Annotated in this window: 19 protein-coding genes and 5 tRNA genes; 6 read left to right on the plus strand and 18 right to left on the minus strand. The window is 61.5% G+C overall.

Annotated elements, in window-relative coordinates; translation table 11 throughout:
- Positions 1–42 precede the first annotated feature (42 nt).
- Positions 43–948, plus strand: a complete 906-nt coding sequence (locus BM279_RS06515) for a LysR family transcriptional regulator (protein ID WP_093502070.1) — start codon at positions 43–45, stop codon at positions 946–948.
- A 90-nt stretch (positions 949–1,038) separates the two neighbouring features.
- Positions 1,039–3,963, plus strand: a complete 2,925-nt coding sequence (locus tag BM279_RS06520; protein ID WP_093502072.1) for an EAL domain-containing protein — start codon at positions 1,039–1,041, stop codon at positions 3,961–3,963.
- Between the two features lie 51 nt (positions 3,964–4,014).
- Here BM279_RS06520 and BM279_RS06525 read toward each other — a convergent pair whose 3' ends face one another.
- A complete protein-coding gene (locus BM279_RS06525) occupies positions 4,015–4,467 on the minus strand; it encodes an Hsp20 family protein (RefSeq protein WP_075929537.1) in 453 nt (150 codons plus the stop codon).
- Between the two features lie 121 nt (positions 4,468–4,588).
- Between BM279_RS06525 and BM279_RS06530 the strand changes: the two genes are divergently transcribed.
- Positions 4,589–5,335, plus strand: a complete 747-nt coding sequence (locus tag BM279_RS06530) for an SDR family oxidoreductase (protein ID WP_093502074.1) — start codon at positions 4,589–4,591, stop codon at positions 5,333–5,335.
- Here BM279_RS06530 and BM279_RS06535 read toward each other — a convergent pair.
- Positions 5,319–6,332: a tRNA dihydrouridine synthase gene (locus BM279_RS06535; RefSeq protein ID WP_093502076.1), complete on the minus strand. Its 1,014-nt coding sequence runs from the start codon at positions 6,330–6,332 to the stop codon at positions 5,319–5,321. The two genes, BM279_RS06530 and BM279_RS06535, sit on opposite strands and share 17 nt — an antisense overlap.
- A gap of 149 nt (positions 6,333–6,481) precedes the next feature.
- On the opposite strand from BM279_RS06535, the gene BM279_RS06540 reads away from it, so the two are divergent.
- Entirely contained in the window at positions 6,482–6,913 is a 432-nt protein-coding gene (locus tag BM279_RS06540; RefSeq protein ID WP_093502078.1) for a hypothetical protein, read from the plus strand.
- On the opposite strand, the gene BM279_RS06545 is transcribed toward BM279_RS06540, so the two are convergent.
- The 8 genes from BM279_RS06545 to uvrB form a co-directional block, all read right to left on the minus strand.
- Positions 6,876–7,310 (minus strand): acyl-CoA thioesterase, encoded by a 435-nt coding sequence (locus tag BM279_RS06545; protein ID WP_093502080.1) that lies wholly within the window; start codon positions 7,308–7,310, stop codon positions 6,876–6,878. The two genes, BM279_RS06540 and BM279_RS06545, sit on opposite strands and share 38 nt — an antisense overlap.
- A gap of 228 nt (positions 7,311–7,538) precedes the next feature.
- Positions 7,539–7,614: transfer RNA gene (locus BM279_RS06550), tRNA-Glu, on the minus strand.
- Positions 7,615–7,662: 48 nt separating this feature from the next.
- Positions 7,663–7,738, minus strand: a tRNA-Ala gene (locus BM279_RS06555).
- A gap of 49 nt (positions 7,739–7,787) precedes the next feature.
- Positions 7,788–7,863: transfer RNA gene (locus BM279_RS06560), tRNA-Glu, on the minus strand.
- 59 nt (positions 7,864–7,922) lie between these two features.
- Positions 7,923–7,998: transfer RNA gene (locus tag BM279_RS06565), tRNA-Ala, on the minus strand.
- A gap of 157 nt (positions 7,999–8,155) precedes the next feature.
- Positions 8,156–9,637, minus strand: a complete 1,482-nt coding sequence (gene gltX, locus BM279_RS06570) for a glutamate--tRNA ligase (RefSeq protein ID WP_093502082.1) — start codon at positions 9,635–9,637, stop codon at positions 8,156–8,158.
- Positions 9,638–9,810: 173 nt separating this feature from the next.
- Positions 9,811–10,326 carry a nucleoside 2-deoxyribosyltransferase gene (locus BM279_RS06575; protein ID WP_093502084.1) on the minus strand — a complete coding sequence of 172 codons (516 nt, stop codon included), beginning with the start codon at positions 10,324–10,326 and terminating at the stop codon, positions 9,811–9,813.
- Entirely contained in the window at positions 10,323–12,338 is a 2,016-nt protein-coding gene (gene uvrB / locus BM279_RS06580) for an excinuclease ABC subunit UvrB (protein WP_093502086.1), read from the minus strand. The genes BM279_RS06575 and uvrB overlap by 4 nt, the downstream gene beginning before the upstream one ends.
- Positions 12,339–12,504: 166 nt before the next feature.
- On the opposite strand from uvrB, the gene BM279_RS06585 reads away from it, so the two are divergent.
- A complete protein-coding gene (locus BM279_RS06585) occupies positions 12,505–13,701 on the plus strand; it encodes an amino acid aminotransferase (RefSeq protein WP_093502088.1) in 1,197 nt (398 codons plus the stop codon).
- A 65-nt stretch (positions 13,702–13,766) separates the two neighbouring features.
- Positions 13,767–13,842 (plus strand) — tRNA-Asn (locus BM279_RS06590).
- A gap of 346 nt (positions 13,843–14,188) precedes the next feature.
- Here BM279_RS06590 and BM279_RS06595 read toward each other — a convergent pair.
- The 8 genes from BM279_RS06595 to BM279_RS06630 all read right to left on the minus strand — a co-directional run bounded on the left by BM279_RS06595 (position 14,189) and on the right by BM279_RS06630 (position 22,925).
- Positions 14,189–15,592 carry a sigma-54-dependent transcriptional regulator gene (locus BM279_RS06595; RefSeq protein WP_093502090.1) on the minus strand — a complete coding sequence of 468 codons (1,404 nt, stop codon included), beginning with the start codon at positions 15,590–15,592 and terminating at the stop codon, positions 14,189–14,191.
- Positions 15,593–15,595: 3 nt separating this feature from the next.
- Positions 15,596–16,801 (minus strand): sensor histidine kinase, encoded by a 1,206-nt coding sequence (locus BM279_RS06600; protein WP_093502092.1) that lies wholly within the window; start codon positions 16,799–16,801, stop codon positions 15,596–15,598.
- Positions 16,802–17,009: 208 nt separating this feature from the next.
- Positions 17,010–18,482: a sigma-54 dependent transcriptional regulator gene (locus tag BM279_RS06605; RefSeq protein ID WP_093502094.1), complete on the minus strand. Its 1,473-nt coding sequence runs from the start codon at positions 18,480–18,482 to the stop codon at positions 17,010–17,012.
- A gap of 206 nt (positions 18,483–18,688) precedes the next feature.
- Positions 18,689–18,985 carry a flagellar protein FliT gene (gene fliT, locus BM279_RS06610; RefSeq protein ID WP_093502096.1) on the minus strand — a complete coding sequence of 99 codons (297 nt, stop codon included), beginning with the start codon at positions 18,983–18,985 and terminating at the stop codon, positions 18,689–18,691.
- A 25-nt stretch (positions 18,986–19,010) separates the two neighbouring features.
- Positions 19,011–19,391: a flagellar export chaperone FliS gene (fliS, locus tag BM279_RS06615; protein WP_093502098.1), complete on the minus strand. Its 381-nt coding sequence runs from the start codon at positions 19,389–19,391 to the stop codon at positions 19,011–19,013.
- A gap of 392 nt (positions 19,392–19,783) precedes the next feature.
- Positions 19,784–21,229, minus strand: a complete 1,446-nt coding sequence (gene fliD, locus BM279_RS06620; protein ID WP_093502100.1) for a flagellar filament capping protein FliD — start codon at positions 21,227–21,229, stop codon at positions 19,784–19,786.
- Positions 21,230–21,302: 73 nt separating this feature from the next.
- Entirely contained in the window at positions 21,303–21,662 is a 360-nt protein-coding gene (locus tag BM279_RS06625) for a flagellar protein FlaG (RefSeq protein ID WP_093502102.1), read from the minus strand.
- Between the two features lie 75 nt (positions 21,663–21,737).
- On the minus strand, positions 21,738–22,925 hold the full coding sequence (locus tag BM279_RS06630; RefSeq protein ID WP_093502104.1) for a flagellin: 1,188 nt from the start codon (positions 22,923–22,925) through the stop codon (positions 21,738–21,740).
- Positions 22,926–23,146: the final 221 nt, after the last annotated feature.

The raw sequence follows: 23,146 nt of genomic DNA on the forward strand, positions 1-23,146 counted from the left end.
TAGGATCGCCCTCTACCGTCCCGATCGCAGCCGGAAACGCCCATGGATCTCGCCACGCTCAATGCCTTTATTGCCATCGCCGAACTCGGCAGCTTCTCCGAGGCCGCCATACGCCTGCACCTGACCCAGCCGGCGGTGAGCAAACGCATCGCCAGCCTCGAGCAGCAACTGCGTGTGCGCCTGTTCGACCGCCTGGGCCGCGAGGTGAGCTTGACCGAAGCGGGCCGTGCCCTGCTGCCGCGCGCCTACCAGATTCTCAACGTGCTGGAGGACACGCGCCGGGCGTTGACCAACCTCAATGGCGAGATCACCGGGCGACTGACGCTGGCCACCAGTCACCATATAGGCCTGCACCGCCTGCCGCCGCTGTTGCGCGCCTTTACCCGCGCACATCCGCAGGTCGCACTGGACATCCAGTTTCTCGATTCGGAAGTGGCCTATGACGAGGTGTTCCATGGCCGCGCCGAACTGGCGGTGATCACCCTGGCTCCGGACACCCGCGACCCGGTGCGTGCGGTGCCGGTGTGGGACGACCCGCTTGATTTCGTCACCGCCCCCGAACACCCGCTGGCACAGGGCACGGGCGTGACGCTAGCCGATGTGGCCCTACACCCGGCGGTATTTCCCGGCGGCAACACCTTTACCCACCATATCGTGCAGCGCTTGTTCGAGGCCGAGGACCTGATACCAAACATCGCCATGAGCACCAACTACCTGGAAACCATCAAGATGATGGTGTCCATTGGTCTGGCCTGGAGCGTGCTGCCACGCACCATGCTTGATGATCAGGTTTTCCGTCTGCCTTTGCCGGACATCCAGCTGTCGCGCCAGCTTGGCTATATCGTGCACACCGAACGCACCCTGTCGAATGCCGCCCGGGCCTTCATGCAACTGCTCGACAGCCATCGCGACAGTCTTGCCTTAGCGCCTGGGCAGCAGCTAACGTGACACCCATACCGGCCATCTGCCGGTATGCCTGCGGCGAACTTGCCGATAGCCCGGCCGCCACCATTGCCAGGCTCCGTAGAGGAAAGGGTCATGGGCAACTCAAACGACAAACGCCCACCACTGCCCCACGTACCGGTGCTCGATCCAGCCGAGTTCGAAAAAACCTGGCGTGACAGCCAACATTTGCTGGCCGCTCTCAATGGTGCTGGCCTCGGCGCCTGGTTCTGGAACCTCGATACCGGCGAGGTTAGCTGGTCACGTGGCGCCCAGAAGGTCTTCGGCCTGGATCCGACCCGCCCCCTCAGTGATCCGGTCAACTACATCGAACTGATTCCCGAAGAAGAGCGCGACGAGGTGCTGCGTCTGTTTCAGGCAGTGATCGACGGCTCACCTACCGCCGCACCCATCCGCCACCGTATCCGCTGGCCGGATGGCAGCCTGCACTGGATCGAGATCACCGGCAGCCTGCAGGTCGGCGAGGGCCGGCAGAACCGAATGTTCGGCGTGGTGCGCGATATCACCCGCCAACGGGCACAGGAGCAGGCACTAGCCGATAGCCAGGAACGTCTGCGCCTGGCGCTCGAGTCGGCCGAACTGGGCACCTGGGACTGGCACATCCCCAGCAATACCATGTTCGCCTCGCCCCGCGCAGCCATGCTGCACGGCCTGCCGGCTGCAACCTTCCAAGGTCCCTTTCCGGATTTCTTCGCCCATGTTCCAGAGCAGGATCTTGACGGCCTGCGCCAAGCCTATCGCGACCTGCTGCCCGATAACGGCCAGGACTCCCAGGTCACCTACCGTACGGTACACGGCAACGGCCAGACCCATTATCTGGAAAGCAAGGCAAGGCTGTACCGCGACGCACATGGCCAGCCGCTGCGCATGACCGGCGTGATGATCGACACCAGCGAACGCACCCTGCGAGAACAACGCCTGCAAGCCTCTGAGCGCAAATTCGCCACGGTCTTCCAGGCCAGCCCCGACCCGATCTGCGTTACCACACTGCCGGAGGGTAGGATTCTGGAGGTCAACCCGGCGTTCACCCAGGCATTCGGCTGGCGGCCGGCAGAAGCCGCCGGGCGCAATATTTTCAAGATCGCCCCCTGGCAGGGGCTGCCGGCGGACTCGCCGCTGCGCGGCAAAATCCTCACCGGCACCGATCTTGAGGACGAACGCATCGACCTGCTCGACCCAAATGGCAGGCTGATGAACTGCATCGTCTCGTGCCGACGCCTCGAACTGGCCGGCCAACCTTGCGTACTCAGCAAGTTTCGCGACATCACCGAGCAGCAGCGCGCCGAATCGGCGCTCAAGGCCAGCCAGGAGAAGTTCTACAAGGCCTTTCACTCAAGTCCCGATGCCATCACCATCACCACCCGCGAAACCGGCCGCTACATCGAGATCAACGACGGCTTCACCCGCCTGACCGGCTACAGCGCCGAGGAAGTGATTGGACATACCACGACCGAGATCGGCATCTGGTCGAATCCGGCGGAGCGCCAGCGCCTGCTCGATGCCCTGAACGACGAAGGCCATATCCGACGCATGGAAATGAATGCCCGTGATCGCCACGGCAACCCGTTGGAAGTGGAAGTGTCCTTCGAGCCGATCGAGCTGGATGGCACCGAATGCCTGCTGGTCACCGCCCGTGACATCAGCGAGCTAAAGGCCGCCCAGGAACAGATCCAGCATCTGGCTTACCACGACCCGCTGACCAGCCTGCCCAACCGCGCCCTGCTAATGGACCGCCTGACCCAGCAGATTGCCCTGTTGCAGCGCCACAACCTGCGCGGCGCCCTGCTGTTTCTCGACCTCGACCATTTCAAGCACATCAATGATTCACTCGGCCATCCGTTCGGCGATGCCGTACTCAAGCTGATCACCGCCCGCCTGGAAGTCAGCGTGCGCGAAGAAGACACCGTGGCGCGCCTGGGTGGCGATGAATTCGTGGTACTGCTGACCGGCCTGGAGGGCACCCGCGAACAGGTCATCGCCCACGCCGGGCAGGCGGCGGAAAAGCTGCGCATCCTGCTCAGCGAGCCCATGCTGCTCGAGGGCCATCGCCTGCAGGTCACGCCAAGCATCGGCATCGCCCTGATTCCCGATCACGGCCAGACCCCGGCCGATCTGCTCAAGCGCGCCGACATCGCCCTGTACCGCGCCAAGGACTCGGGGCGCAACGTCATCCAGCTGTTCCACAGCTCCATGCAGCACGCTGCCAGCGAGCGCCTGCGCCTGGAAAACGAACTGCGCACGGCCCTGAGCCGCGGTGAATTCGAGCTGTATTTTCAGGCCCAGGTGGATGCCCGTACCGACCAGATCATCGGCGCCGAAGCGCTGCTGCGCTGGGCCCACCCAACACTCGGCCAGCAGTCGCCGGCGTTGTTCATCCATGTACTGGAGGAAAGTGGGCTGATTCTGGAAGTCGGCGCCTGGGTGATGGTCGAAGCGTGCCATGCCTGTGCTCGACTGCTGCAGGATGGCCTTATCGACGAGCGTTTCAGCCTGTGCGTGAACATCAGCACCCGGCAGTTCCGCCAGAGCGACTTCGTCGAGCGCGTCGAGCATTGCCTGCGCCAGAACAAACTGCCCCAGGGCATGCTCAAGCTGGAAATCACCGAAGGCATCGTCATCGAGGACATCGACGACACCATCGCCAAGATGAATCGTCTGCGCAAACTGGGCGTCAGTTTCGCCATGGACGATTTCGGCACCGGCTACTCGTCGCTCACCTACCTCAAGCGCTTGCCGGTGAACGTGCTGAAGATCGACCAGTCGTTCGTACGCGACGCCACCAGCAACCCCAGCGACGCGGAAATCATCCGCGCTGTGGTGGCGTTGGGCCTCAGCCTGGGCCTGGAGGTCATCGCCGAAGGCGTGGAACAGCAGAGCCAGCTGGACTTTCTGCAAAGCCAGGGCTGCAACTGCTACCAGGGCTACCTGTTCAGCCGTCCGCAGCCGCTGACGGCCTTCCGCGCCCTGCTCAGCCACGGCGCCCAACACCTGCCGCACTGAAACGGAAAAGGCGCCACGAGGGCGCCTTTTCCGGTGTGCCGGCAACGGCGATCAGTTCTCCAGCGCCGGACGTGCGGCCCCGATCGGGATGCGCTTGGCCTTGGCCTCTTCCGGCACATGGCGCTCCAACTCGATGTTGAGCAGGCCGTTCACTAGGCTGGCGCTCTTGACCTCGATGTGATCGGCTAGGCGGAACGACAGCTTGAACGAACGCTGAGCGATGCCTTGATATAGGTAGGTGACATTTTCACCATTGCCATTGCCTGCGCGCTTGCCGCCGGTCACGGTCAACACGCCGCGCTCGACCTGTAGATCCAGATCTTCATCCTGGAATCCGGCGGCAGCGATGACGATCCGGTACTGGTCGTCGGCATGCTTCTCGACGTTGTAGGGCGGGTAGCTGCTGCTGGTCTCGTTGCGCATCGCCGATTCGAACAGGTCGTTGAAACGGTCGAAGCCAATGGACTGACGGAACAGCGGGGTCATGGAAAATGCAGTGCTCATGGTTGATCTCCTGAATTGGTCAGCGAGTGATAAGGTGCGGGACCCGACTTCGGCATCCCACGGTGATAAAAATGTGGATGGCCGAAAAAATTTCAAGGGGACCGAAAAAGGAGATTTTTCGATGAGCAAGGTGATGCTGATCACCGGTGCCAGCCGCGGCATCGGTGCGGCCACGGCAAGGCTGGCGGCTGGCCAGGGTTACCGCGTGGTCATCAACTACCAGCGCAACCGTGAGGCCGCCGACGCGCTCGTCGAAGCGATCACGACCACGGGCGGCGAGGCGCTGGCGGTACAGGCCGATGTGGCGGACGAAGCCCAGGTTCGCCGGCTATTCACCGAGGTCGACGCCCGCCTGGGGCGTCTGGACGTGCTGGTCAACAACGCCGGGATGCTCGAGCAGCAGATGCGCCTGGAGCGCATGAGCCTGGAGCGCTGGCAGCGAGTGTTCGCCACCAACGTGTACGGCAGCTTCCTGTGTAGCCGTGAGGCGATTGCGCGGATGTCCACCCGCCTGGGCGGGCGTGGCGGCGTGATCGTCAACGTGTCATCGATTGCCGCCCGCCTCGGCGCCCCCGAAGAGTACATCGACTATGCCGCAGCCAAGGGCGCGGTCGACAGCATGACGGTAGGGCTGGCCAAGGAACTCGCCGCCGATGGCATTCGCGTGAATGCCGTGCGACCCGGCGTGATCGACACCGAGATCCACGCCAGTGGCGGCGAGCCGCAGCGAGTGGCGCGCGTCGCCGCCAGCATTCCGCTGGGCCGCGGCGGGCGGGCTGACGAGGTGGCAGAAGCGATTCTGTGGTTGGCCAGCGAACAGGCCAGCTATACCACCGGCTCGCTGCTCGACGTCAGCGGAGGGCGCTGAGCGCCTCCTCGTCAACTTCGAGCGCTTGCAGCGTGCTCACCTCTGTCGGCGCGATGCTCACGCCCAGCAGTGCGTCGATGACCTCGCAGTTGGTTTCTCGCCGCACCAGAGCGAACAGCTCGACAGCCTCGGGATAGCTGCGCGTGAGCATCGCCAGCCACTGCTTGAGGCGCCCGGGAGCGTAGCGCGGCGAGATCTTGCGGCGGGCCTGCAGCCAGAACTCGGCCAACATCGGCTGCAACTCAGCCCAGCTCATCACGCCGACATTCTGGCCGAGCTTCGCCGCAGCGATCTGCCGGGCCAGATCGGGCCGCGCCACCACGCCACGCCCCAGCATGAAGTGCTCGGCGCCGCTCACCTCGCGGCAGCGCTGCCAGTCCTCGACGGACCAGATGTCGCCGTTGGCATACACCGGCACGCTGACCACCTCCTGCACCCGCGCCACCCACTCCCAGTGCGCTGGCGGCTTGTAGCCCTCGACCTTGGTGCGCGCGTGCACGACGATCTGCGAGGCGCCGCCTTCGGCCAGTGCACGGGCGCAATCGAGAGCCAGGTCCTTGTGATCGAAGCCCAGGCGCATCTTGGCAGTGACGGGAATGGCCGCCGGCACGCTGCGGCGCACCTCGCGCACGATGGCGTGCAGCAGCTCCGGCTCCTTGAGCAGCACCGCCCCACCACGGGACTTGTTCACCGTCTTGGCCGGGCAGCCGAAATTGAGGTCGATCACCGGCGCGCCGAGCACACAGGCGTAGGCGGCGTTGTCACCCAGGCACTTGGGATCGGAGCCAAGCAATTGCACGCGCAGCGGCGTACCGGCAGCCGTGCGGGCGCCATTGAACAGCTCCGGCGCCAGTTTGCGGTAGGTCGACCTAGGCAGCACGCGATCGGTGACGCGGATGAACTCGGTCACGCACCAGTCGATGCCGCCAACCTGGGTCAGCACGTCGCGGAGGATTTCATCGACCAGCCCCTCCATGGGCGCCAGGGCGATCTGCATGGCGATACTCTCGAATAACGGGAAAGGCCATCGGCATGCCGAGGCAAAAACGGCGCGTAGTGTAGCGGCGAGCGACGCGCCGGGACAGCGCCTGAACACCCAACGCCTGGCGCAGTCCACTGAATTGACAGACACCACCGGAAATCGCCATGAATCGACTCGTGCTGCGCAGCGCCCCGCTCGCCCTGCTGCTGGCCACCACCACTGCAATCGCCGCCACGCCGATCTCCGAGGGCGTGCCGCTGGATCCCGCAGCGGCCGCCAAGCTGATCGTCAGCCGCGACCGCAATGCGCCCAACGCCTGCGACCTGCAACTGCGCGTCGACGAGCAACTGGTTGTCGCCTTGCCAGCCGGCGAAAGCGTCACGCTCGACGTCCCCAGCGGCGAACGCAGCGTTGTGCTCACCCCGTCACGCGAAGGCTTCTGCGCCGAGATAGACTTGGTGAGCAGCCAGTCGCTCTTGCTGCAACCAGGTGAAACCCGGCGCTACCAGGCAGTCTACGAAGAGCGAAAGCTGTTTCTGGCCCCGCAGCCACGAACACTCAAGCCGGCAGCAACGCCCGGCCATAACCCTCGATGAATTCGGCCGGCATGCGCTTGGGGCGACCGCTGGACAGTTCGATGCAGACGAAGGTGGTGCGCGCACGCAACAGGGTGGCGCCATCCTGAGGGCGTATCAGTTGAAAGCAGCGATCCATCTTCAAACGCTGGTCGGATTCGACGATCCAGGTGCCTATGACCAGTTCCTGGCCTTCGTAGGCACTACTCAGGTAATCGATCTCGTGGCGCACCACCGCCATGGCCCGATCCAGGCGCCGGTACTCGACCAGATCCAGCCCCAGCGATTGGGAATGGCGCCAGGCGCAACGCTCCAGCCAGGTCACGTAAACCGCGTTGTTGGCGTGCCCGAGGCCATCGATATCCTCGCTGCCGACCAGCAACTCGATGGTGAATGGGTCGGGGCGGTCCCAGTTCACGACAGACACCCGAGCGCAGCGGCGCGTAGCGATGCAGCAGTGTAAGTGAGATTCATGCAATGGCCTCCCTTGGCGACGCAACAGGCTCGACCTTAGGGGCTCAGCCTGCTGTAACGCAAGCGCCGCATTGCCAGCCGCACGGATCGACGAGAAGTTTTCGTACGCGCAAAAACAAAAGGGCCACTTCGTGAGAAGTGACCCTTAAAAATCCCGCAGAGCGGGCAAAAATGGCGTCCCCTAGGGGACTCGAACCCCTGTTACCGCCGTGAAAGGGCGGTGTCCTAGGCCACTAGACGAAGGGGACGAAACCTTCGAAGAACAAGGCCAGCACTCGGCTGGCCTTGTCGTGGATTGGTGGAGCTAGACGGGATCGAACCGTCGACCTCTTGCATGCCATGCAAGCGCTCTCCCAGCTGAGCTATAGCCCCAGAACCTTGCGGTCTGGCTGCAATGCCTGAGCACTGCAGCTGGAAATAGTGGCGTCCCCTAGGGGACTCGAACCCCTGTTACCGCCGTGAAAGGGCGGTGTCCTAGGCCACTAGACGAAGGGGACGCAAATGCCCTTCTTTACAACTCAACCCGCTCCTTAGAACCGGTTGTGGCATCCGAGATTGGTGGAGCTAGACGGGATCGAACCGTCGACCTCTTGCATGCCATGCAAGCGCTCTCCCAGCTGAGCTATAGCCCCATCTCGAGGACGGGGCGCATGTTAAGTGCGCCCCTGCACCCTGTCAACAAAAAATTAGCGGCTGCCTTATTTTTTTTCGCTGACATAACAAACACTTACCGCAAACCGCTGGCTGCCGGCCGCCGACGGCGACCAGCGGCCGACAAACCACTGGTGATCAACCGATGCTGGCCAGCAGTTTTTCCCACTCCTTGTTCTCCTTCTTCGACACACCACCGAGCAGCTCGATGGCCTGGCGCAGGCGGAAACGGGTGAGGTCCGGGCCGAGAATTTCCATGGCATCGAGCACCGATACCGAACTGGCCTGACCGGTGACGGCAGCGAACATCAGCGGCATGGCGTCACGCAGTTTCAGCTCTAGGTGTTCGACTACCGCCTGGATGCAGCCTGTGATGCGTTCCTTCTCCCACTGGCGCAGCGCTTCGAGCTTCCAGAGGATCAGCTGCATGAGCTGGCGCACCTGATCGTCCGACAGCTTCTTGTGGGCGAACAGCGCCTTGTCCGGCTGCACGCCGCCTGCGAAGAAGAAGCTGGCCAGTGGCGCGATCTGGCTGAAGGTTTCCACCCTGCCCTGCACGTGGGGGGCGATCTTCATCAGGTAGTCGCTGTTGAAGGCCCACTTCTGCACGCCAGCGGCGAACGCTTCGACGCTCAGGTCGCGCATCCACTGGCCGTTGAGCCAGGACAGCTTCTCCAGATCGAAGATTGGCCCGCCGAGGGAAACGCGCTGTACGTCGAAATTAGCGATCATCTCCTCGAGGGTGAATTTCTCGCGCTCGTCCGGCATCGACCAGCCCATGCGGCCTAGGTAGTTGAGCATCGCCTGGGGCAGGAAGCCCATGCGCTCGTAGAAGGTGATCGAGGTCGGGTTCTTGCGCTTGGACAGCTTGCTCTTGTCCGGGTTACGCAGCAGCGGCATGTAGCACAGCTGCGGCTTTTCCCAACCGAAGTACTCGTACAGCAGGATCAGCTTGGGCGCCGAGGGCAGCCATTCTTCACCACGCAGCACGTGGGTGATCTTCATCAGGTGGTCGTCGACCACGTTGGCCAGGAAGTAGGTCGGCAGGCCATCGGTCTTCATCAGCACCTGCATGTCCATGCGATCCCATGGAATCTCCACATCACCGCGCAGCATGTCCGGCACCACGCAGACGCCCTCGCTCGGCACCTTCATGCGGATCACGTGGGGCTCGCCCGCTGCCAGGCGGCGCTGCACGTCCTCGTCGGAGAGCAGCAGGCCGCGGCCGTCGTAGCGCGGCGTCTCGCCACGAGCCATCTGCTCGGCACGCATCTGGTCGAGTTCTTCCGGGGTGCAGAAGCAGTAGAAGGCGTGGCCCTTCTCGACCAGCTCCAGCGCGTACTTGCGGTAGATCTCGCCACGTTCGCTCTGCCGGTACGGGCCATAAGGGCCGCCGACGTCCGGGCCTTCGTTCCACTCGATGCCCAGCCAGCGCAGGGCATCGTAGATCTGCTGCTCGGACTCGCGAGTCGAACGGACCTGGTCGGTATCCTCGATGCGCAGGATGAACTCACCGCCGTGTTGCCTGGCGAAGCACAGGTTGAACAGGGCGATGTAGGCGGTGCCGACGTGAGGATCGCCAGTGGGCGACGGAGCGATACGAGTGCGAACGGTGGTCATGGAAAGTCCCGAGCAAGTAAGACTGAAAATGGCATGGGCTAGCCCCGCACCCAGACCGCATGAGCGACAGGCGCAGGCGCCATGGATGACGCGAGAAAGCGAAGGGAACGAATATTAACAGGCCAGCCCCGGCTGGCTCCAGCGGACCGCGGCGCAGGGCTGCGAAGAACGCGTCAGGCGCGCGAAGCGCCACTGAGGTAGCGAGATAGCGCCGTAACGCCCTCCTCCACACTGGCGCTGCAGCCAGCCCAGGAGCAAGCCAGCATCAGGTTGCGCGGCAGGCCGAAATCCTCGATGAAGTAGCCGTCGGCGTCACGACCGTTTTCGTCACCGGGCAGCCACTGGCGCATGCTGCCCTGGGGCTCGAAGTAGGCCCACACCGGCTTGCCCAGCGCCACCGCCGCACCGACCTCGAAGGCCGTGCCGGAATCCGGCTCGAACCCGCGAAACGGGTTGAGGTTGGCCAGCACGGCATCGGCATCACGGATCATCGCCAGGTTGAGCCGGCAGATCTGAGCCGCCAAATCGGCCGGTGCCAGGCCCTCGGCCACCTCGTTATCGAACGGATAAAGCCCTTCGAGCCCGTGCTCGAGGCACAGGCGCTTGAGGTACTCACCGCGCTCGATGGCATCGGCCCTGAACACGTCGAAACCGGCCAGGTAGACCTTGGGCTGAGCCGCCGTACTCATACCGCGAGCAGCCGGTCACGCAACTTCTGGATTTCGTCGCGGGTCTGCGCCGCCGCCTCGAATTCCAGATCGCGGGCCAGCTCGAACATCTTGTCCTCCAGCTGACGAATGCGCTTGGTGATCTCCGCCGGCGAGCGCAGCTCCGCTTCGTAACGGGCGTTCTCTTCGGCTGCCTTGGCCATGCCCTTGCGCTTCTTGCTACGTGCACCCGGTACCACGGCGCCTTCGAGAATGTCCTTGATGTCCTTGACCACGCCCTTGGGCACGATGCCGTGAGCCTCGTTGAAGGCCAGCTGCTTCTGCCGGCGCCGCTCGGTCTCGCCGATGGCGCGCTCCATGGAGCCGGTCATGTTGTCGGCGTAGAGAATCGCCCGACCATTGAGGTTACGGGCTGCGCGCCCGATGGTCTGGATCAAAGAGCGCTCGCTACGCAGGAAGCCTTCCTTGTCGGCGTCGAGAATCGCCACCAGGGCGACTTCGGGCATATCCAGGCCCTCGCGCAGCAGGTTGATGCCGATCAGCACGTCGAAGGTGCCGATGCGCAGGTCACGGATGATTTCCACCCGTTCAACAGTGTCGATATCCGAGTGCAGGTAACGCACCTTGACGCCGTGGTCGGCCAGGTAGTCGGTAAGGTCCTCGGCCATGCGCTTGGTCAGCGTGGTGACCAGCACGCGCTGCTCGAGGGCGACGCGCTTGTTGATCTCCGACAGCAGGTCGTCGACCTGGGTACGCGCCGGGCGTACCTCCACTTCCGGGTCGACCAGGCCGGTGGGTCGCACCACCTGCTCGATCACCCGCCCGGCATGGTCGGCCTCGTAAGGCCCCGGTGTGGCGGAAACGAAGATGGTCTGCGGGCACGAGGCTTCCCATTCCTCGAAGCGCATCGGGCGGTTGTCCAGCGCCGAGGGCAGGCGGAAGCCGTACTCGACCAGGGTTTCCTTGCGCGAACGGTCGCCTTTGTACATGGCGCCGACCTGGGGCACGCTGACGTGGGATTCGTCGATCACCAGCAGCGCCTCCGCTGGCAGGTAATCGTAGAGCGTGGGTGGCGGCGCACCGGGGTCGCGCCCGGACAGGTAGCGCGAGTAGTTTTCGATGCCGTTGCAGTAGCCCAGCTCGAGGATCATCTCCAGGTCGAAACGGGTGCGCTGCTCCAGTCGCTGGGCTTCGACCAGTTTGTTGGCGCCGCGCAGGTAGTCCAGGCGGTCCTTGAGCTCGATCTTGATCTTCTCCATCGCCTCGAGCAGCGTGTCGCGGGGCGTCACGTAGTGGCTCTTGGGGTAGAAGGTGAAACGCGGCAGGCGTTGCAGCACCTCGCCAGTCAGCGGATCGAAGGCGCTGATGTTTTCCACCTCGTCATCGAAGAGTTCGATGCGGATCGCTTCCAGATCCGATTCGGCCGGGAAGATGTCGATCACATCGCCGCGCACCCGGAAGGTCGCCCGGGCGAAATCCATGTCGTTGCGGGTGTATTGCAGCTCGGCCAGGCGGCGCAGCAGCGCGCGCTGGTCCATCTTGTCGCCACGGTCGAGGTGCAGCACCATTTTCAGGTACTCCTCGGGGCTGCCCAGGCCGTAGATCGACGACACCGTGCAGACCACGATGACGTCCTTGCGCTCGATCAGCGCCTTGGTCGCTGACAGGCGCATCTGCTCGATGTGATCGTTGATCGAGGCGTCCTTCTCGATGAAGGTGTCCGACGACGGCACGTAGGCCTCGGGCTGGTAGTAGTCGTAATAGGAAACGAAGTACTCCACCGCGTTGTTCGGGAAGAACGACTTGAATTCGCCATACAACTGCGCCGCCAGGGTCTTGTTCGGCGCCAGCACCAGCGTCGGGCGCTGCACCTGGGCGATGACGTTGGCCACACTGAAGGTCTTGCCGGAGCCCGTCACGCCGAGCAGCGTCTGGTGCGAAAGCCCGGCTTCGAGGCCTTCGACCATCTGCCGAATCGCCTCGGGCTGGTCGCCAGCGGGCTCGAAACGGGTGACCAGTTGAAACTCAGACATAATTACCTCTGCAAAGGCTGTGACGCCACGACAACACGTGCGTCATACCTGATGTACGCTGTCGCGACACCGAATATGGGCCGCTATACTAACGGCCCGCTTGCGCAACCCCTAATCCAGTTGCCGGGTTGCTCGATACTCACCTCACCACAGAGCTGCCGCCCCCATGAGTCTGTTCTCCGCCGTCGAAATGGCTCCGCGCGATCCCATCCTGGGCCTCAACGAAGCATTCAACGCCGATAAACGCCCTGACAAGGTCAACCTTGGCGTGGGTGTCTACACCAACGAAGAAGGTCGCATCCCGCTGTTGCGCGCCGTGGTCGAAGCCGAAGCGGCCTTGACCGCCGCTCGCGCGCCACGTGGCTACCTGCCGATCGAAGGCATCGCCGCTTACGATCAGGCCTTGCAGAAGCTGCTGCTGGGCAACGACTCGCCGCTGATCCAGCAAGGCCGCGTGATCACCACCCAGGCCATCGGCGGCACCGGGGCTCTGAAGACCGGCGCGGACTTCCTCAAGCGCCTGCTGCCCGACGCCACCGTGGCGATCAGCGACCCGAGCTGGGAGAACCATCGCGCACTGTTCGAAGCCGCCGGTTTCCCGGTGCGCAACTACCGCTACTACGACGCCTTCAGCAACGGCGTGAACCGTGGCGGCCTGCTCGAAGACCTGAAGAACCTGCCGGCGCGCTCCATCGTCGTGTTGCACGCCTGCTGCCACAACCCGACCGGCGTCGACCTGACTCCAGAAGACTGGCAGGCGGTGCTGGAAATCGTGCGCGAACGCGAGCATGTGCCCTTCCTCGACATCGCCTACCAGGGTTTTGGCGACGGTATTGAAGAGGACGCCGCGGCGGTACGTTTGTTCGCCCAATCTGGCCTGACCTTCTTCGTCTCCAGCTCGTTCTCCAAGTCGTTCTCGCTGTACGGCGAGCGCGTCGGCGCCCTGACCATCGTGGTCGGAGACCAGGAAGAAGGCAGCCGCGTGCTGTCCCAGGTCAAGCGCGTGATCCGCACCAACTACTCCAACCCGCCGACCCATGGCGCCAGCGTGGTTGCAGCCGTGCTCAACAACCCAGAACTGCGCGTGATGTGGGAAACCGAGCTGGGCGAGATGCGCGATCGTATCCGCACCATGCGCCTGGCCATGGTCGAGCAGCTGGCAGCACTGAACGCCAAGCGCGACTTCGGCTTCGTCGCCGAACAGCGCGGGATGTTCTCCTACTCGGGCCTGACCACCGAACAGGTCGAGCGCCTGCGCAGCGAATTCGGCATCTACGCCGTGGGCACCGGCCGCATCTGCGTGGCCGCCCTGAACACGCGCAACCTGCCGGTCGTAACCAAGGCCATCGCCGCCATTCTGTAAGTTGCGAGGGGAAGTCGGCAGATGCTTGACTTCCCCTTCGTAATCAGTAGGATACGCGTCGTTGTTCCGCGATAGCTCAGTCGGTAGAGCAAATGACTGTTAATCATTGGGTCCCTGGTTCGAGTCCAGGTCGCGGAGCCAAATTCGAGAAACCCGGCCTTTATGCCGGGTTTTTTATTGCCTGCCGGACTCTCACCAGGGACTGCGTCCCAGGTTATTCGCTTCGCTCCCTCCTACGGGGCCGCGCTGAGGCGCGTTCAGCTGCGCTGTCGAGTCCAGGTCGCGGAGCCAAATTCAAGAAACCCGGTCATTAGGCCGGGTTTTTTATTGGCTGTCGGAAAGTGTGCGGTTCGTAGGGTGGGTTAGCGCCGCTGGCCAGAAGCCTGGCGAACGCTACTTACTCGGAGCGGTGCGTAACCCACCGCGCGATCACAAGGCCTATAAAACTTACCGGGTATCGCTTCGCTCAACCCGGGCTACCCCAGGTTTAGCTGGCGTACAGATAAGCCTCGACATCCATCCCGGCATCACGCATCTGCGCCAGCTTGTAGCGCAAGGTACGCGGGCTGATGCCCAGTCGCTCGGCGGCCTCTTTGCGACGCCCTCGCTCGGCACGCAGGATATCGATGATCACTTGATACTCACGACGTCGCAGGTCCTCGCCCAAGGCCCCATCCGCCACGCTTGCGTCCGGCATGACCGGCAGCGGCGCGTTCGGCACCGCCGCCAATTGCGGTGCAGGTGCTGCCTGTGCGAACCCGATAGGCGCGTTCAGGTACAAGTCGTTGGGCTCGATAACACCATTTTGCTGAAGGATGACCGCGCGCTGAATGGCATTGTCAAGCTCACGCACGTTACCCGGCCAGGCATGCCCAGTCAGGCAGGCGACCGCCTGGACCGAGAGCCGTAACGGCGCCAGGTTCATCTTCTTCACGTACTTGGCCAGCAGACGCTCGGCCAGGGGTAGGATATCCGCCGGGCGCTCACGTAACGGTCGCCAGGCCAGCGGGAACACCGAAAGGCGATAGAACAGATCCTCCCGGAAGCGGCCTGCCGCTACCTCTGCCGCCAAGTCACGGTTGCTGGTCGCCAGCACGCGGATATCCAGGCTGATCGGCTTACGGGCGCCGACTCGCTCGACCTCACGCTCCTGCAACACACGCAACAGCTTGGCCTGCAAGGCCAGCGGCATCTCGGAGATTTCATCGAGCAGGATGGTTCCGCCCTCGGCCAGCTCGAACTTGCCCGGCGCGCTGGCAACGGCGCCCGTGAATGCGCCCTTTTCGTGACCGAACAGGGTGGCTTCCAGCATGTTGTCCGGAATCGCCGCGCAGTTGATGGCGATGAAAGGCTCCTTGGCACGCGGAGACTGCTGATGAAGATAACGCGCCAGAACCTCCTTGCCGGTCCCCGACTCGCCGGTGATCAGCACGGTGGAGTCGCTACGGGCCACCCGCGCCGCCAACTCAAGCAGCTGCAGGCTGGCCTGCTCGCAAGCTACCGGACCGTCCTGATCCAGTTCGCTGGCCCGCCCGAGCGCATGGCGCGCCACCAGCGACAACAGGGTCTTGGGTTCGAAGGGCTTGACCAGATAGTCGACTGCACCACGGCGTATGGCGTCGACGGCACGCTCGACGGCACCGAAAGCCGTCATCAGCAGCACCGGCAACTGCGGCTGGCGTTCGCGAATGGCGCATAGCAGTTGATGACCATCCATGCCCGGCATGTTCACGTCACTGATCACCAGCCCGAACGGCTCCTGGGCGATGGCGACCAGCGCCGCTTCGGCGCAGTCGACGGCCCGGTAATCATGGCCACCGAGCTCGAGGGTGTCAGCCAGGGCTTCGCGCAATGCGCGATCGTCTTCAACCAGCAGGACTTTGGCAGCCATGGGTCACTCCTGAATCGTGGGGTGCGCTGGGGTAATCAGCGGCAGAATCAACAAAGCGCAGGTACCGCGACCCGGCCGTGAACGCAGGTGCAACTCGCCCTGGTGAGCGCGAGCGACCGCCTTGACCACCGCCAACCCGAGGCCGGTACCGGTGGTTTTCGTGGTGAAGAACGGCTCGCCCAGACGTGCCAGCGTGAGGGCATCAATGCCGGGACCGTCGTCACTGATGCACAGACGCAAGGTGGATTCGCGCTTGTAAGCATGCACCTTGAGGCGCACACCCTGCCCTGTCGCCTGGATCGCGTTCTCGACCAGGTTCAGCAGCGCACCAACCAACGTGTCGCGATTGCAGAGCAGCTCGCCGCCCCGAACATCGCATTGCCAGCGAACGTCGATACCTTGCAGCACCGACTCACCGGACTGCCTGAGCGCCTCGAACAGCTGAGCAGGACCGAGTCGATTCGGCAGTGGTAGCTCGCCGCGGGCGAACACCAGCATGTCGCGTACCTGATGCTCGAGTTCGTGCAGCCGCTCTTTGAGGCGCCCGGCGAAGCGCTGTTGCTGCTCGGCCGGCAGTACCTGTTCAGTCAGGTGACTGGCATACAGCAACGCCGCCGATAGCGGCGTACGCACCTGGTGAGCCAGTGACGCGACCATGCGCCCCATGGCACTCAGGCGCTCGTGTCGCGACAGCTGATCCTGCAGGCGACGGGTTTCCGTCAGGTCGGTCAGCAACACCAGCTGGCCGGGTTCGCCTTGCAGCGAGCGCGTGGATATCGACAGTCGCCGGCCATCGGCCAAAGAAATTTCATGACCGTCGTCGCGCCGCGGTGCGAAGCGCTGCGCGATCACGTCACGCCAAAGACATCCCAGAAGCGCTTCCCCAAGCATGTCCCGCGCCACAGGATTGGCTTCACGCACCACGCCATGGCCATCGATGACGACGACGCCACCGGGCAGCAGATCCAACAGGCTTTGCAGGCGGTGGGCCAACCGCTCCTTTTCGTTCAGCTCCTGCACGCGCTGCTCGCTGACTTGGGCCAGCTGTCCAGTCAGTTCATTGACGCGATTTTCCAGGAGACTGTAGGAGCTACCCAGCCGGCTCGACATCTGCTCGAACAAGGCCAGCGACTGCTCCAGATCCCCACGCTCCGCGCCTATCGGCGATGAGGTATCCAGGGAAACATGACGTTGCGGGCTTGGTTTCATTGCACTCTCTTACATGGCGGGCCGTCAGAAGGCGGTCATTTGCCAGAGAGATAGCAATACTCATGCCTTAAAATAAAACCATTTATTTTCAATCACATAGGATTTTAATGAGTAGCAAGTCGTCAATTGACTGACTGCAAGAGCGTTAAGGCTCGGGGGGGGGGACAGGTGGGCTATGGCCCACCTTAAGAGATTTAGGCCAGACGATTCAGTCGTCGCCCATCTCGTCTTCGCGACGGCTCATGCCGTACTTGCGCATCTTCTCGACCAGCGTGGTGCGGCGGATGCGCAGCCGCTCAGCAGCGCGGGCCACGACACCGCCGGCATCATCGAGCGCCTGCTGGATAAGCCCCTGCTCGAGGTTGCCAAGGTAATCCTTGAGGTCCAGACCTTCGGCAGGCAGCATCGCCGCCGACAGCACGGATGGCGCAGAAGAAGTCAGCACCGCACGCTCGTCCAGCTCATCACGCAGGCTGGCCGCCAGTTGCTCGTCCTCATCATCGACGTGGCGGAATTTCTTTGGCAGCTCACCCACACCGATCACGCCGTAGGGATGCATGATCGCCATGCGCTCGACCAGGTTGGCCAGCTCACGCACGTTGCCCGCCCAGTCATGACGGCAGAGCGACATGATGGCGGCGGAGTTGAAGCGGATGGAGCCACGCTTCTCGTGCTCCATGCGCGAGATCAGCTCGTTCATCAGCAGCGGAATGTCTTCAATGCGCTCACGCAGCGGCGCCATTTCGATAGGGAACACGTTGAGGCGGTAGTACAAATCCTCACGGAAGCTGCCGCTCTCAATCATGCTCTCGAGGTTCTTGTGGGTGGCCGCGATGATGCGCACGTCGGCGTTCTGGGTCTTGTTGCTGCCCACGCGCTCGAAGGTGCGCTCCTGCAGAACTCGAAGCAACTTGACCTGCATCGGCAGCGGCATGTCGCCGATCTCGTCCAGAAACAGCGTTCCGCCATTGGCCAGCTCGAAACGCCCAGCGCGGCTGGTGATGGCGCCCGTGAACGCGCCCTTCTCATGCCCGAACAGTTCGCTTTCCAGCAGCTCGGCGGGAATGGCGCCGCAGTTGACCGGTACGAACGGCGCTTCGCGGCGCTTGGAGTGGTAATGCAGATTGCGCGCGACGACTTCCTTGCCGGTGCCCGACTCCCCGAGAATCAGCACGCTGGCCTCGGTGTCGGCCACCTGCTGCATCATCTGCCTAACATGCTGAATGGCACGACTGGTGCCTACCAGGCTACGAAACAAATTAGGTTCGCGCTGCCGACCGCGCTCCCGCGCCTGGTCATACATCTCGCGATAGACCTGGGCACGATGGAGGGAATCGAGGAGTTTGTTATAGCTGGGCGGCATTTCCAGAGTCGCCAATACCCGGCGGCGAAACTCCTCTGGCCAGTCAGTAGTGGCATGCTCATGAAGCATCAGCACCGGCAAGAACTCGTCCCAGGCGGCGAACTGCTTGAGCAGATCCAGCGCCCCCCCCTTGAGCTGCACCTCACCGAGCAGGACGCCAAGAATGCTTCTGCTGGAGTCGATTTGCTCCACAACGTCACGCCATTCGCTGCTGCCGCAAGCAAGGTGGTCTTCACCGAGAAAATTGAGAATCACCGACAGGTCATGACGACGCTCGAGGTTGTCGTCGATTAGCAGAAGCTTGGTTTCACGCCACATAGTTGTTCGGCCTAAAGATAAAAAGCCACCAGCAGCCAAAGCGCCGGCATATAGCCAGCAGTAAAGTAAATTATTGGCGCTTAGTCAATTTTATGGCGTGATTATTTGGAGGAAGTTGCGATGAACTGAGAAGTGCCCCGAAAGGCGAGACTTGAAGCCGCAGGAAAGGAGTTAGACATCTCCGACGATAGCGGCTTGTAAACAACTCAACCAAAAAGCTGATACACCTTTGCGCCTTGGTGCGACTGATTGAGCTGAACCAGCTCACTTGCCAGACGTTGACGCTCGGCTTGGCAAGCAGTTACCAACTCCTTGTACAGCTCCAGCAGCTCTTCCATTCGCGCACGCAACGCACCGTCGTCGTCTGCAGCATCCACAATGGCATCCTCAACTGCCTGCCGGCACTGCAGATCCAATTCGCCAATTGCCGCCCAATCCTGAGTGAAGAGAGCCTGGCGCATTGCCGTACCGGTATTCTGTAAACGCTGAACGGACGTACTCATGGAAAACTCCTTTTCGGCGCAAAGATCACTGAGCAATACCATCCCAGCCAGCCTTCACATTGCGCAGCAAGTCAGCCACCTCATCGAGTGGTTCGACGCTGTTTTTCAGATTGGCCTCGAGCAAGCGACGGTTCATATAGTCGTACAGGTCATCGAGATTTCGAGCCAGTTCACCGCCCAACTCCAGATTCAGACCTTCACGCAGCCCGCCGATGATAGCAATGGCTTTGCCGATCAACTCACCCTTCATGGCAAACTGACCACGCTCCATGGCACCACGTGCCTGGGCCAGGCGAGTCAGACCACCTTCCATCAGCATCTGAATCAAACGATGCGGGCTGGCGTCAACAGCTTGCGCCTGGGTGTTGACGTTCTGATACTGACGCATAGCGGCCATGGCGTTCATGCTGATGTACTCCAGTGTAAAGCGATGATACTTGGTGTATCGGCATCACACCTGTGAGCTTTAGCGATAATTGATTAAATGCTGCAGAGCCTAGCGGGGCGCGACGCCTGGATTGAACCATCAACCAGCCGCCAAGCACCTGTAGAGCAAAGTGGCTACAAGAAAGAGCTGAAGCAGATCAGCCCGTAGGCGGATCTGTCAGCCTCAAAACCTGTAACAGCAACTGTTAGCATGCAATCAGATAATGAGATTGCATGAGCCATGGGGCAATCAAACAAATCATTGTTCAGAGCTGGGCGCCCCCACCCGATACGCGGTCAACGTGAACTGTGTGCCCCCTCGCTCGCCAGCCATAATTACGGATGCTCACGACGACTGGGCGTTAGACCCGATCAGGAGCGGACCACGCCCGGCAGACTGGACAACGCTGAAGCCAGCGCGTTGCTGGTCGAACTCATTTGCCCCAAGAGCCCATCCATAGCATTGAACTGAGCCAGCAGTCGCGCCTGCAGCTTGTCCATACGCAGGGAAAGGGTCTCGGTTTGTTTGTCGATCGACTTGATCGTGCCATTCAACCCATTGATACGGCTATCGAGTATTCCACCGGTCTGAGTATAAACCTCAAGCTTGGCACTAAGCCGGCTCATAAGACCGTCATCACCGGTAAAGAAACCCGCGACGGCTTCATAGTTCTCATCGAGCGTCTTGGTTAGCTTGGTATCGTCGATGACTAGCTTGCCATCTTTGCCTGTAGTGATACCCATATCGGCAAGGATGCGTATACCGCTATCCGCGCCAGGCTGCGGATCACCGAGCTCGGTGCGCATGGTGGATAGTAGCTGCCTAACCCCTGCGTCACCGACAAGCGCCGCAGCGATAGGGGCCCCGTCCTCACCGACCTTCGTGACCTGGGTGAGCGAACTCGTCGTAGTTATGAGGCTGTTGTATGCATCGACAAACTTCTTGATGTTCCCTTTGACACCGGCCTTGTCCTCGGCAACAGTCAGCGTTATTGGCTTGCTTGTCGACACAGCCTCGCCATTGACCGTTGAAGTCGTGATCGTCGGAGCAGCCAGGGTTAAAGTAACGCCCTCAATAGCATCACTCACGCTATTGCTGGGACTTTCAATGCTCAACCCGTTTATGCTCAATTTGGCATTGGTAGCTTTGGAAATGTACTGCACGCCATCCGGCGTGGTACTACCGCCGCCCTGTGCCGGGACTTCAAGCTTGGCCAGATCTCCACTAGCGGAAAGCGTAATATCGTTGCCGCCGCCCGTTTTGCTGGACGTCAGCATTAGCCGGGATTTGCCATCGCTAGGGTTAGTAACAACAGTAGCCGAAATACCCTGATTCTTAAGTTGAGTGTTTATCGCAGTACTCACTTCTGACAGGGACAAATCCTTACCAGAAGGGAGTGTTACTGTTTTCAGCGCTTCGTCACCGACACTGATAGTCAGACTGCCTCCACCTGCAAACTTCGAGTCCTTTTCGATCGCAGCACTAGCAACAGTGCTAGCAGTAGCGAGGCGCTCGACATCGATTTTGTAGGTACCCGGCGTGGCCGTCGCATCCGCCTTTCCCGACACCTGAGTGGCGTCCGACGACGTGACGGTACGTGCCTGGAACAACTTGGCGCTATTCAGGTCCTTCATCACGCTTTGCATGTTGGAGATACCCGACCGCAAATTGCCCAACCCTGAAATCTGCGCGGTGGTCTTCGTCTGCAGCTTGGACAGTTGCTGAGCCTTGGGCGCTCTCTCAGCATCAACCATGGCCTTCACGATTCCTTTGATGTCTAGCCCTGAGTTGAAGCCATTGATTGTCGTGACAGCCATGACAAATCCTCGTCAGTTCATTGACGGCAAAGCCGCTTATGCGCGTTTCAATGCAGCATCCGCGCCAGAATTTTCAAGCCTCAGCCTTAAATAGTAGGCTACGCGCCTCTTCAAGCCGCTGCGCCAACCGTAAAGCTTCCTCCGAAGGCATCTGACGAATCACTTCGCCAGTTTTCGAGTCGGTTACTTTAACTACAACCTTGCCACTTTCATCATCTAGGGAAAACTTCAGATCGCGACGGATATTTTGCGTAAAGGACTCTACACTGGCGACTGCCTTCTGCAACTCCTCGCTCGATGGATTACGAACATCCTCGGCCTGTGGCGGCACCGTCGCAGCAGTAAGCTGCTGCCGAGCTAAAGTCGAAGCGCTTTTATTCGACAGACGATCGACAGGGATGACTCCTTGGCTACTGATCGACTTGACGTCCATGATGTTGACCTCTCAACGAAGAACGGGGCGAAGCGCGAACGCTTCCCCCCGAGTTTTACCTGACCTTCGTACCGTTTAACGCAGGAGGCTAAGAACCGACTGCGGCAACTGGTTGGCCTGGGCCAGGATCGCCGTGCCTGCCTGTTGAAGCACCTGGTTCTTGGTCATGTTGGCTGTCTCTGCAGCGAAGTCGGTATCTTGGATACGACCGCGGGCTGCGGATACGTTCTCGCCAATGTTCTGCAGGTTGGCGATGGTGTTATCGAAGCGGTTCTGGATGGCACCCAGATCAGCACGTTGAGAGTCAATCAACTTCAGCGCATCGTCGATAATCAGTACCGCAGCCTGCGCACCGCTGGCCGAGCTGATGTCGATGTCCGATACACGGCTGTCGCCCGAAGCCGAAGCAGAGAACGCGGTGATAGCAGTCGCGCCAGATGCAGCACCAGCGAATTCAATCGAGGTAATGCTACCAGTCGCGGTACCGGAAGCGTTCTCACCCGCCCTGGCGATGTAGCTAATCTTGTCACCATCTACGAACGCACCCACGCCAATGTTCGCATCGTTGACGGCCGCAGCGATCTTGGCAGCAGCCTGCTCCGCTGTTTCGTTGCCCTTGAAGTTGACCGTAACCTTGGTCTCGCCACTCGCTGCCCCGTTAACGGCAGCAGTTTTGATGGTGATGGTACCCGAACTGGCAGCAGTGCCAGTTGCGAAGGTGGTAGCGCCACCACTAGCGGTGTAGTACGAGCCTTTCAGCGACTCGGCACTCATCTCGTCGATGCCAACGCTGATGATTTCGTTCGCAGCCGAACCCACTTGGAAGCTGGCGGTGCCGAAGGAGCCGTCCAGCAGCTTACGACCACCGAAGGTCGTGGTGTTGCTGATACGATCCAGTTCTTTCTTGAGCTGACCCACTTCGCTATTGAGCGCGTCGCGTTCCGACGTGCTGTTAGAGCCGTTGGCCGACTGCAGCGACAGATCACGCATACGCTGCAGGATGTTGGTGGACTGCTGCAGTGCACCTTCCGCGGTCTGTGCCAGCGAGATGCCGTCGTTGGCGTTCTTGGTCGCCACGTTCAAGCCGTTGACCTGGCTGGTAAGACGGTTGGAGATCTGCAGACCGGCGGCATCATCCTTGGCGCTGTTGATACGGCTACCAGTGGACAGACGCTGCAGGGAGGTGCTCAGCGAGTTGGAAGAGGAGTTGAGGTTGCGCTGAGTGTTCAGCGACGCCACGTTGGTGTTGACAGTAAGAGCCATGATGCTGTCCTCCACAGGACTATGATGCTTGCCTAAGCCTGCGACCTCGGGTGAGGCATTGACCAAGCACCCATTTAGTTCGCGTTCGATTTAGTTATCGTCACCTTGACGAGAAGCTTTAGGGCCTGAAACAGCTTTTTCTTACCCGTTCTTGTTTGGCGATAACTCATAGGTGCACCTTGCCTATTAAAAGCGACGAGGCAACGGCGCAACCGTCATGA

Source organism: Phytopseudomonas straminea, assembly GCF_900112645.1.
GTDB lineage: Bacteria > Pseudomonadota > Gammaproteobacteria > Pseudomonadales > Pseudomonadaceae > Aquipseudomonas > Aquipseudomonas straminea.

Bases quoted from the DNA above. Each gene is read 5' to 3' on its own strand.
- BM279_RS06585 (WP_093502088.1), top strand. From the start codon at position 12,505: ATGAGTCTGTTCTCCGCCGTCGAAATGGCTCCGCGCGATCCCATCCTG.
- BM279_RS06525 (WP_075929537.1), bottom strand. From the start codon at position 4,467: ATGAGCACTGCATTTTCCATGACCCCGCTGTTCCGTCAGTCCATTGGC.
- BM279_RS06535 (WP_093502076.1), bottom strand. From the start codon at position 6,332: ATGCAGATCGCCCTGGCGCCCATGGAGGGGCTGGTCGATGAAATCCTC.
- BM279_RS06515 (WP_093502070.1), top strand. From the start codon at position 43: ATGGATCTCGCCACGCTCAATGCCTTTATTGCCATCGCCGAACTCGGC.
- fliD (WP_093502100.1), bottom strand. From the start codon at position 21,229: ATGGCTGTCACGACAATCAATGGCTTCAACTCAGGGCTAGACATCAAA.
- BM279_RS06605 (WP_093502094.1), bottom strand. From the start codon at position 18,482: ATGTGGCGTGAAACCAAGCTTCTGCTAATCGACGACAACCTCGAGCGT.
- uvrB (WP_093502086.1), bottom strand. From the start codon at position 12,338: ATGTCTGAGTTTCAACTGGTCACCCGTTTCGAGCCCGCTGGCGACCAG.
- fliS (WP_093502098.1), bottom strand. From the start codon at position 19,391: ATGAACGCCATGGCCGCTATGCGTCAGTATCAGAACGTCAACACCCAG.
- BM279_RS06520 (WP_093502072.1), top strand. From the start codon at position 1,039: ATGGGCAACTCAAACGACAAACGCCCACCACTGCCCCACGTACCGGTG.
- BM279_RS06625 (WP_093502102.1), bottom strand. From the start codon at position 21,662: ATGGACGTCAAGTCGATCAGTAGCCAAGGAGTCATCCCTGTCGATCGT.
- BM279_RS06530 (WP_093502074.1), top strand. From the start codon at position 4,589: ATGAGCAAGGTGATGCTGATCACCGGTGCCAGCCGCGGCATCGGTGCG.
- gltX (WP_093502082.1), bottom strand. From the start codon at position 9,637: ATGACCACCGTTCGCACTCGTATCGCTCCGTCGCCCACTGGCGATCCT.
- BM279_RS06575 (WP_093502084.1), bottom strand. From the start codon at position 10,326: ATGAGTACGGCGGCTCAGCCCAAGGTCTACCTGGCCGGTTTCGACGTG.
- BM279_RS06540 (WP_093502078.1), top strand. From the start codon at position 6,482: ATGAATCGACTCGTGCTGCGCAGCGCCCCGCTCGCCCTGCTGCTGGCC.
- BM279_RS06600 (WP_093502092.1), bottom strand. From the start codon at position 16,801: ATGAAACCAAGCCCGCAACGTCATGTTTCCCTGGATACCTCATCGCCG.
- fliT (WP_093502096.1), bottom strand. From the start codon at position 18,985: ATGAGTACGTCCGTTCAGCGTTTACAGAATACCGGTACGGCAATGCGC.
- BM279_RS06595 (WP_093502090.1), bottom strand. From the start codon at position 15,592: ATGGCTGCCAAAGTCCTGCTGGTTGAAGACGATCGCGCATTGCGCGAA.
- BM279_RS06630 (WP_093502104.1), bottom strand. From the start codon at position 22,925: ATGGCTCTTACTGTCAACACCAACGTGGCGTCGCTGAACACTCAGCGC.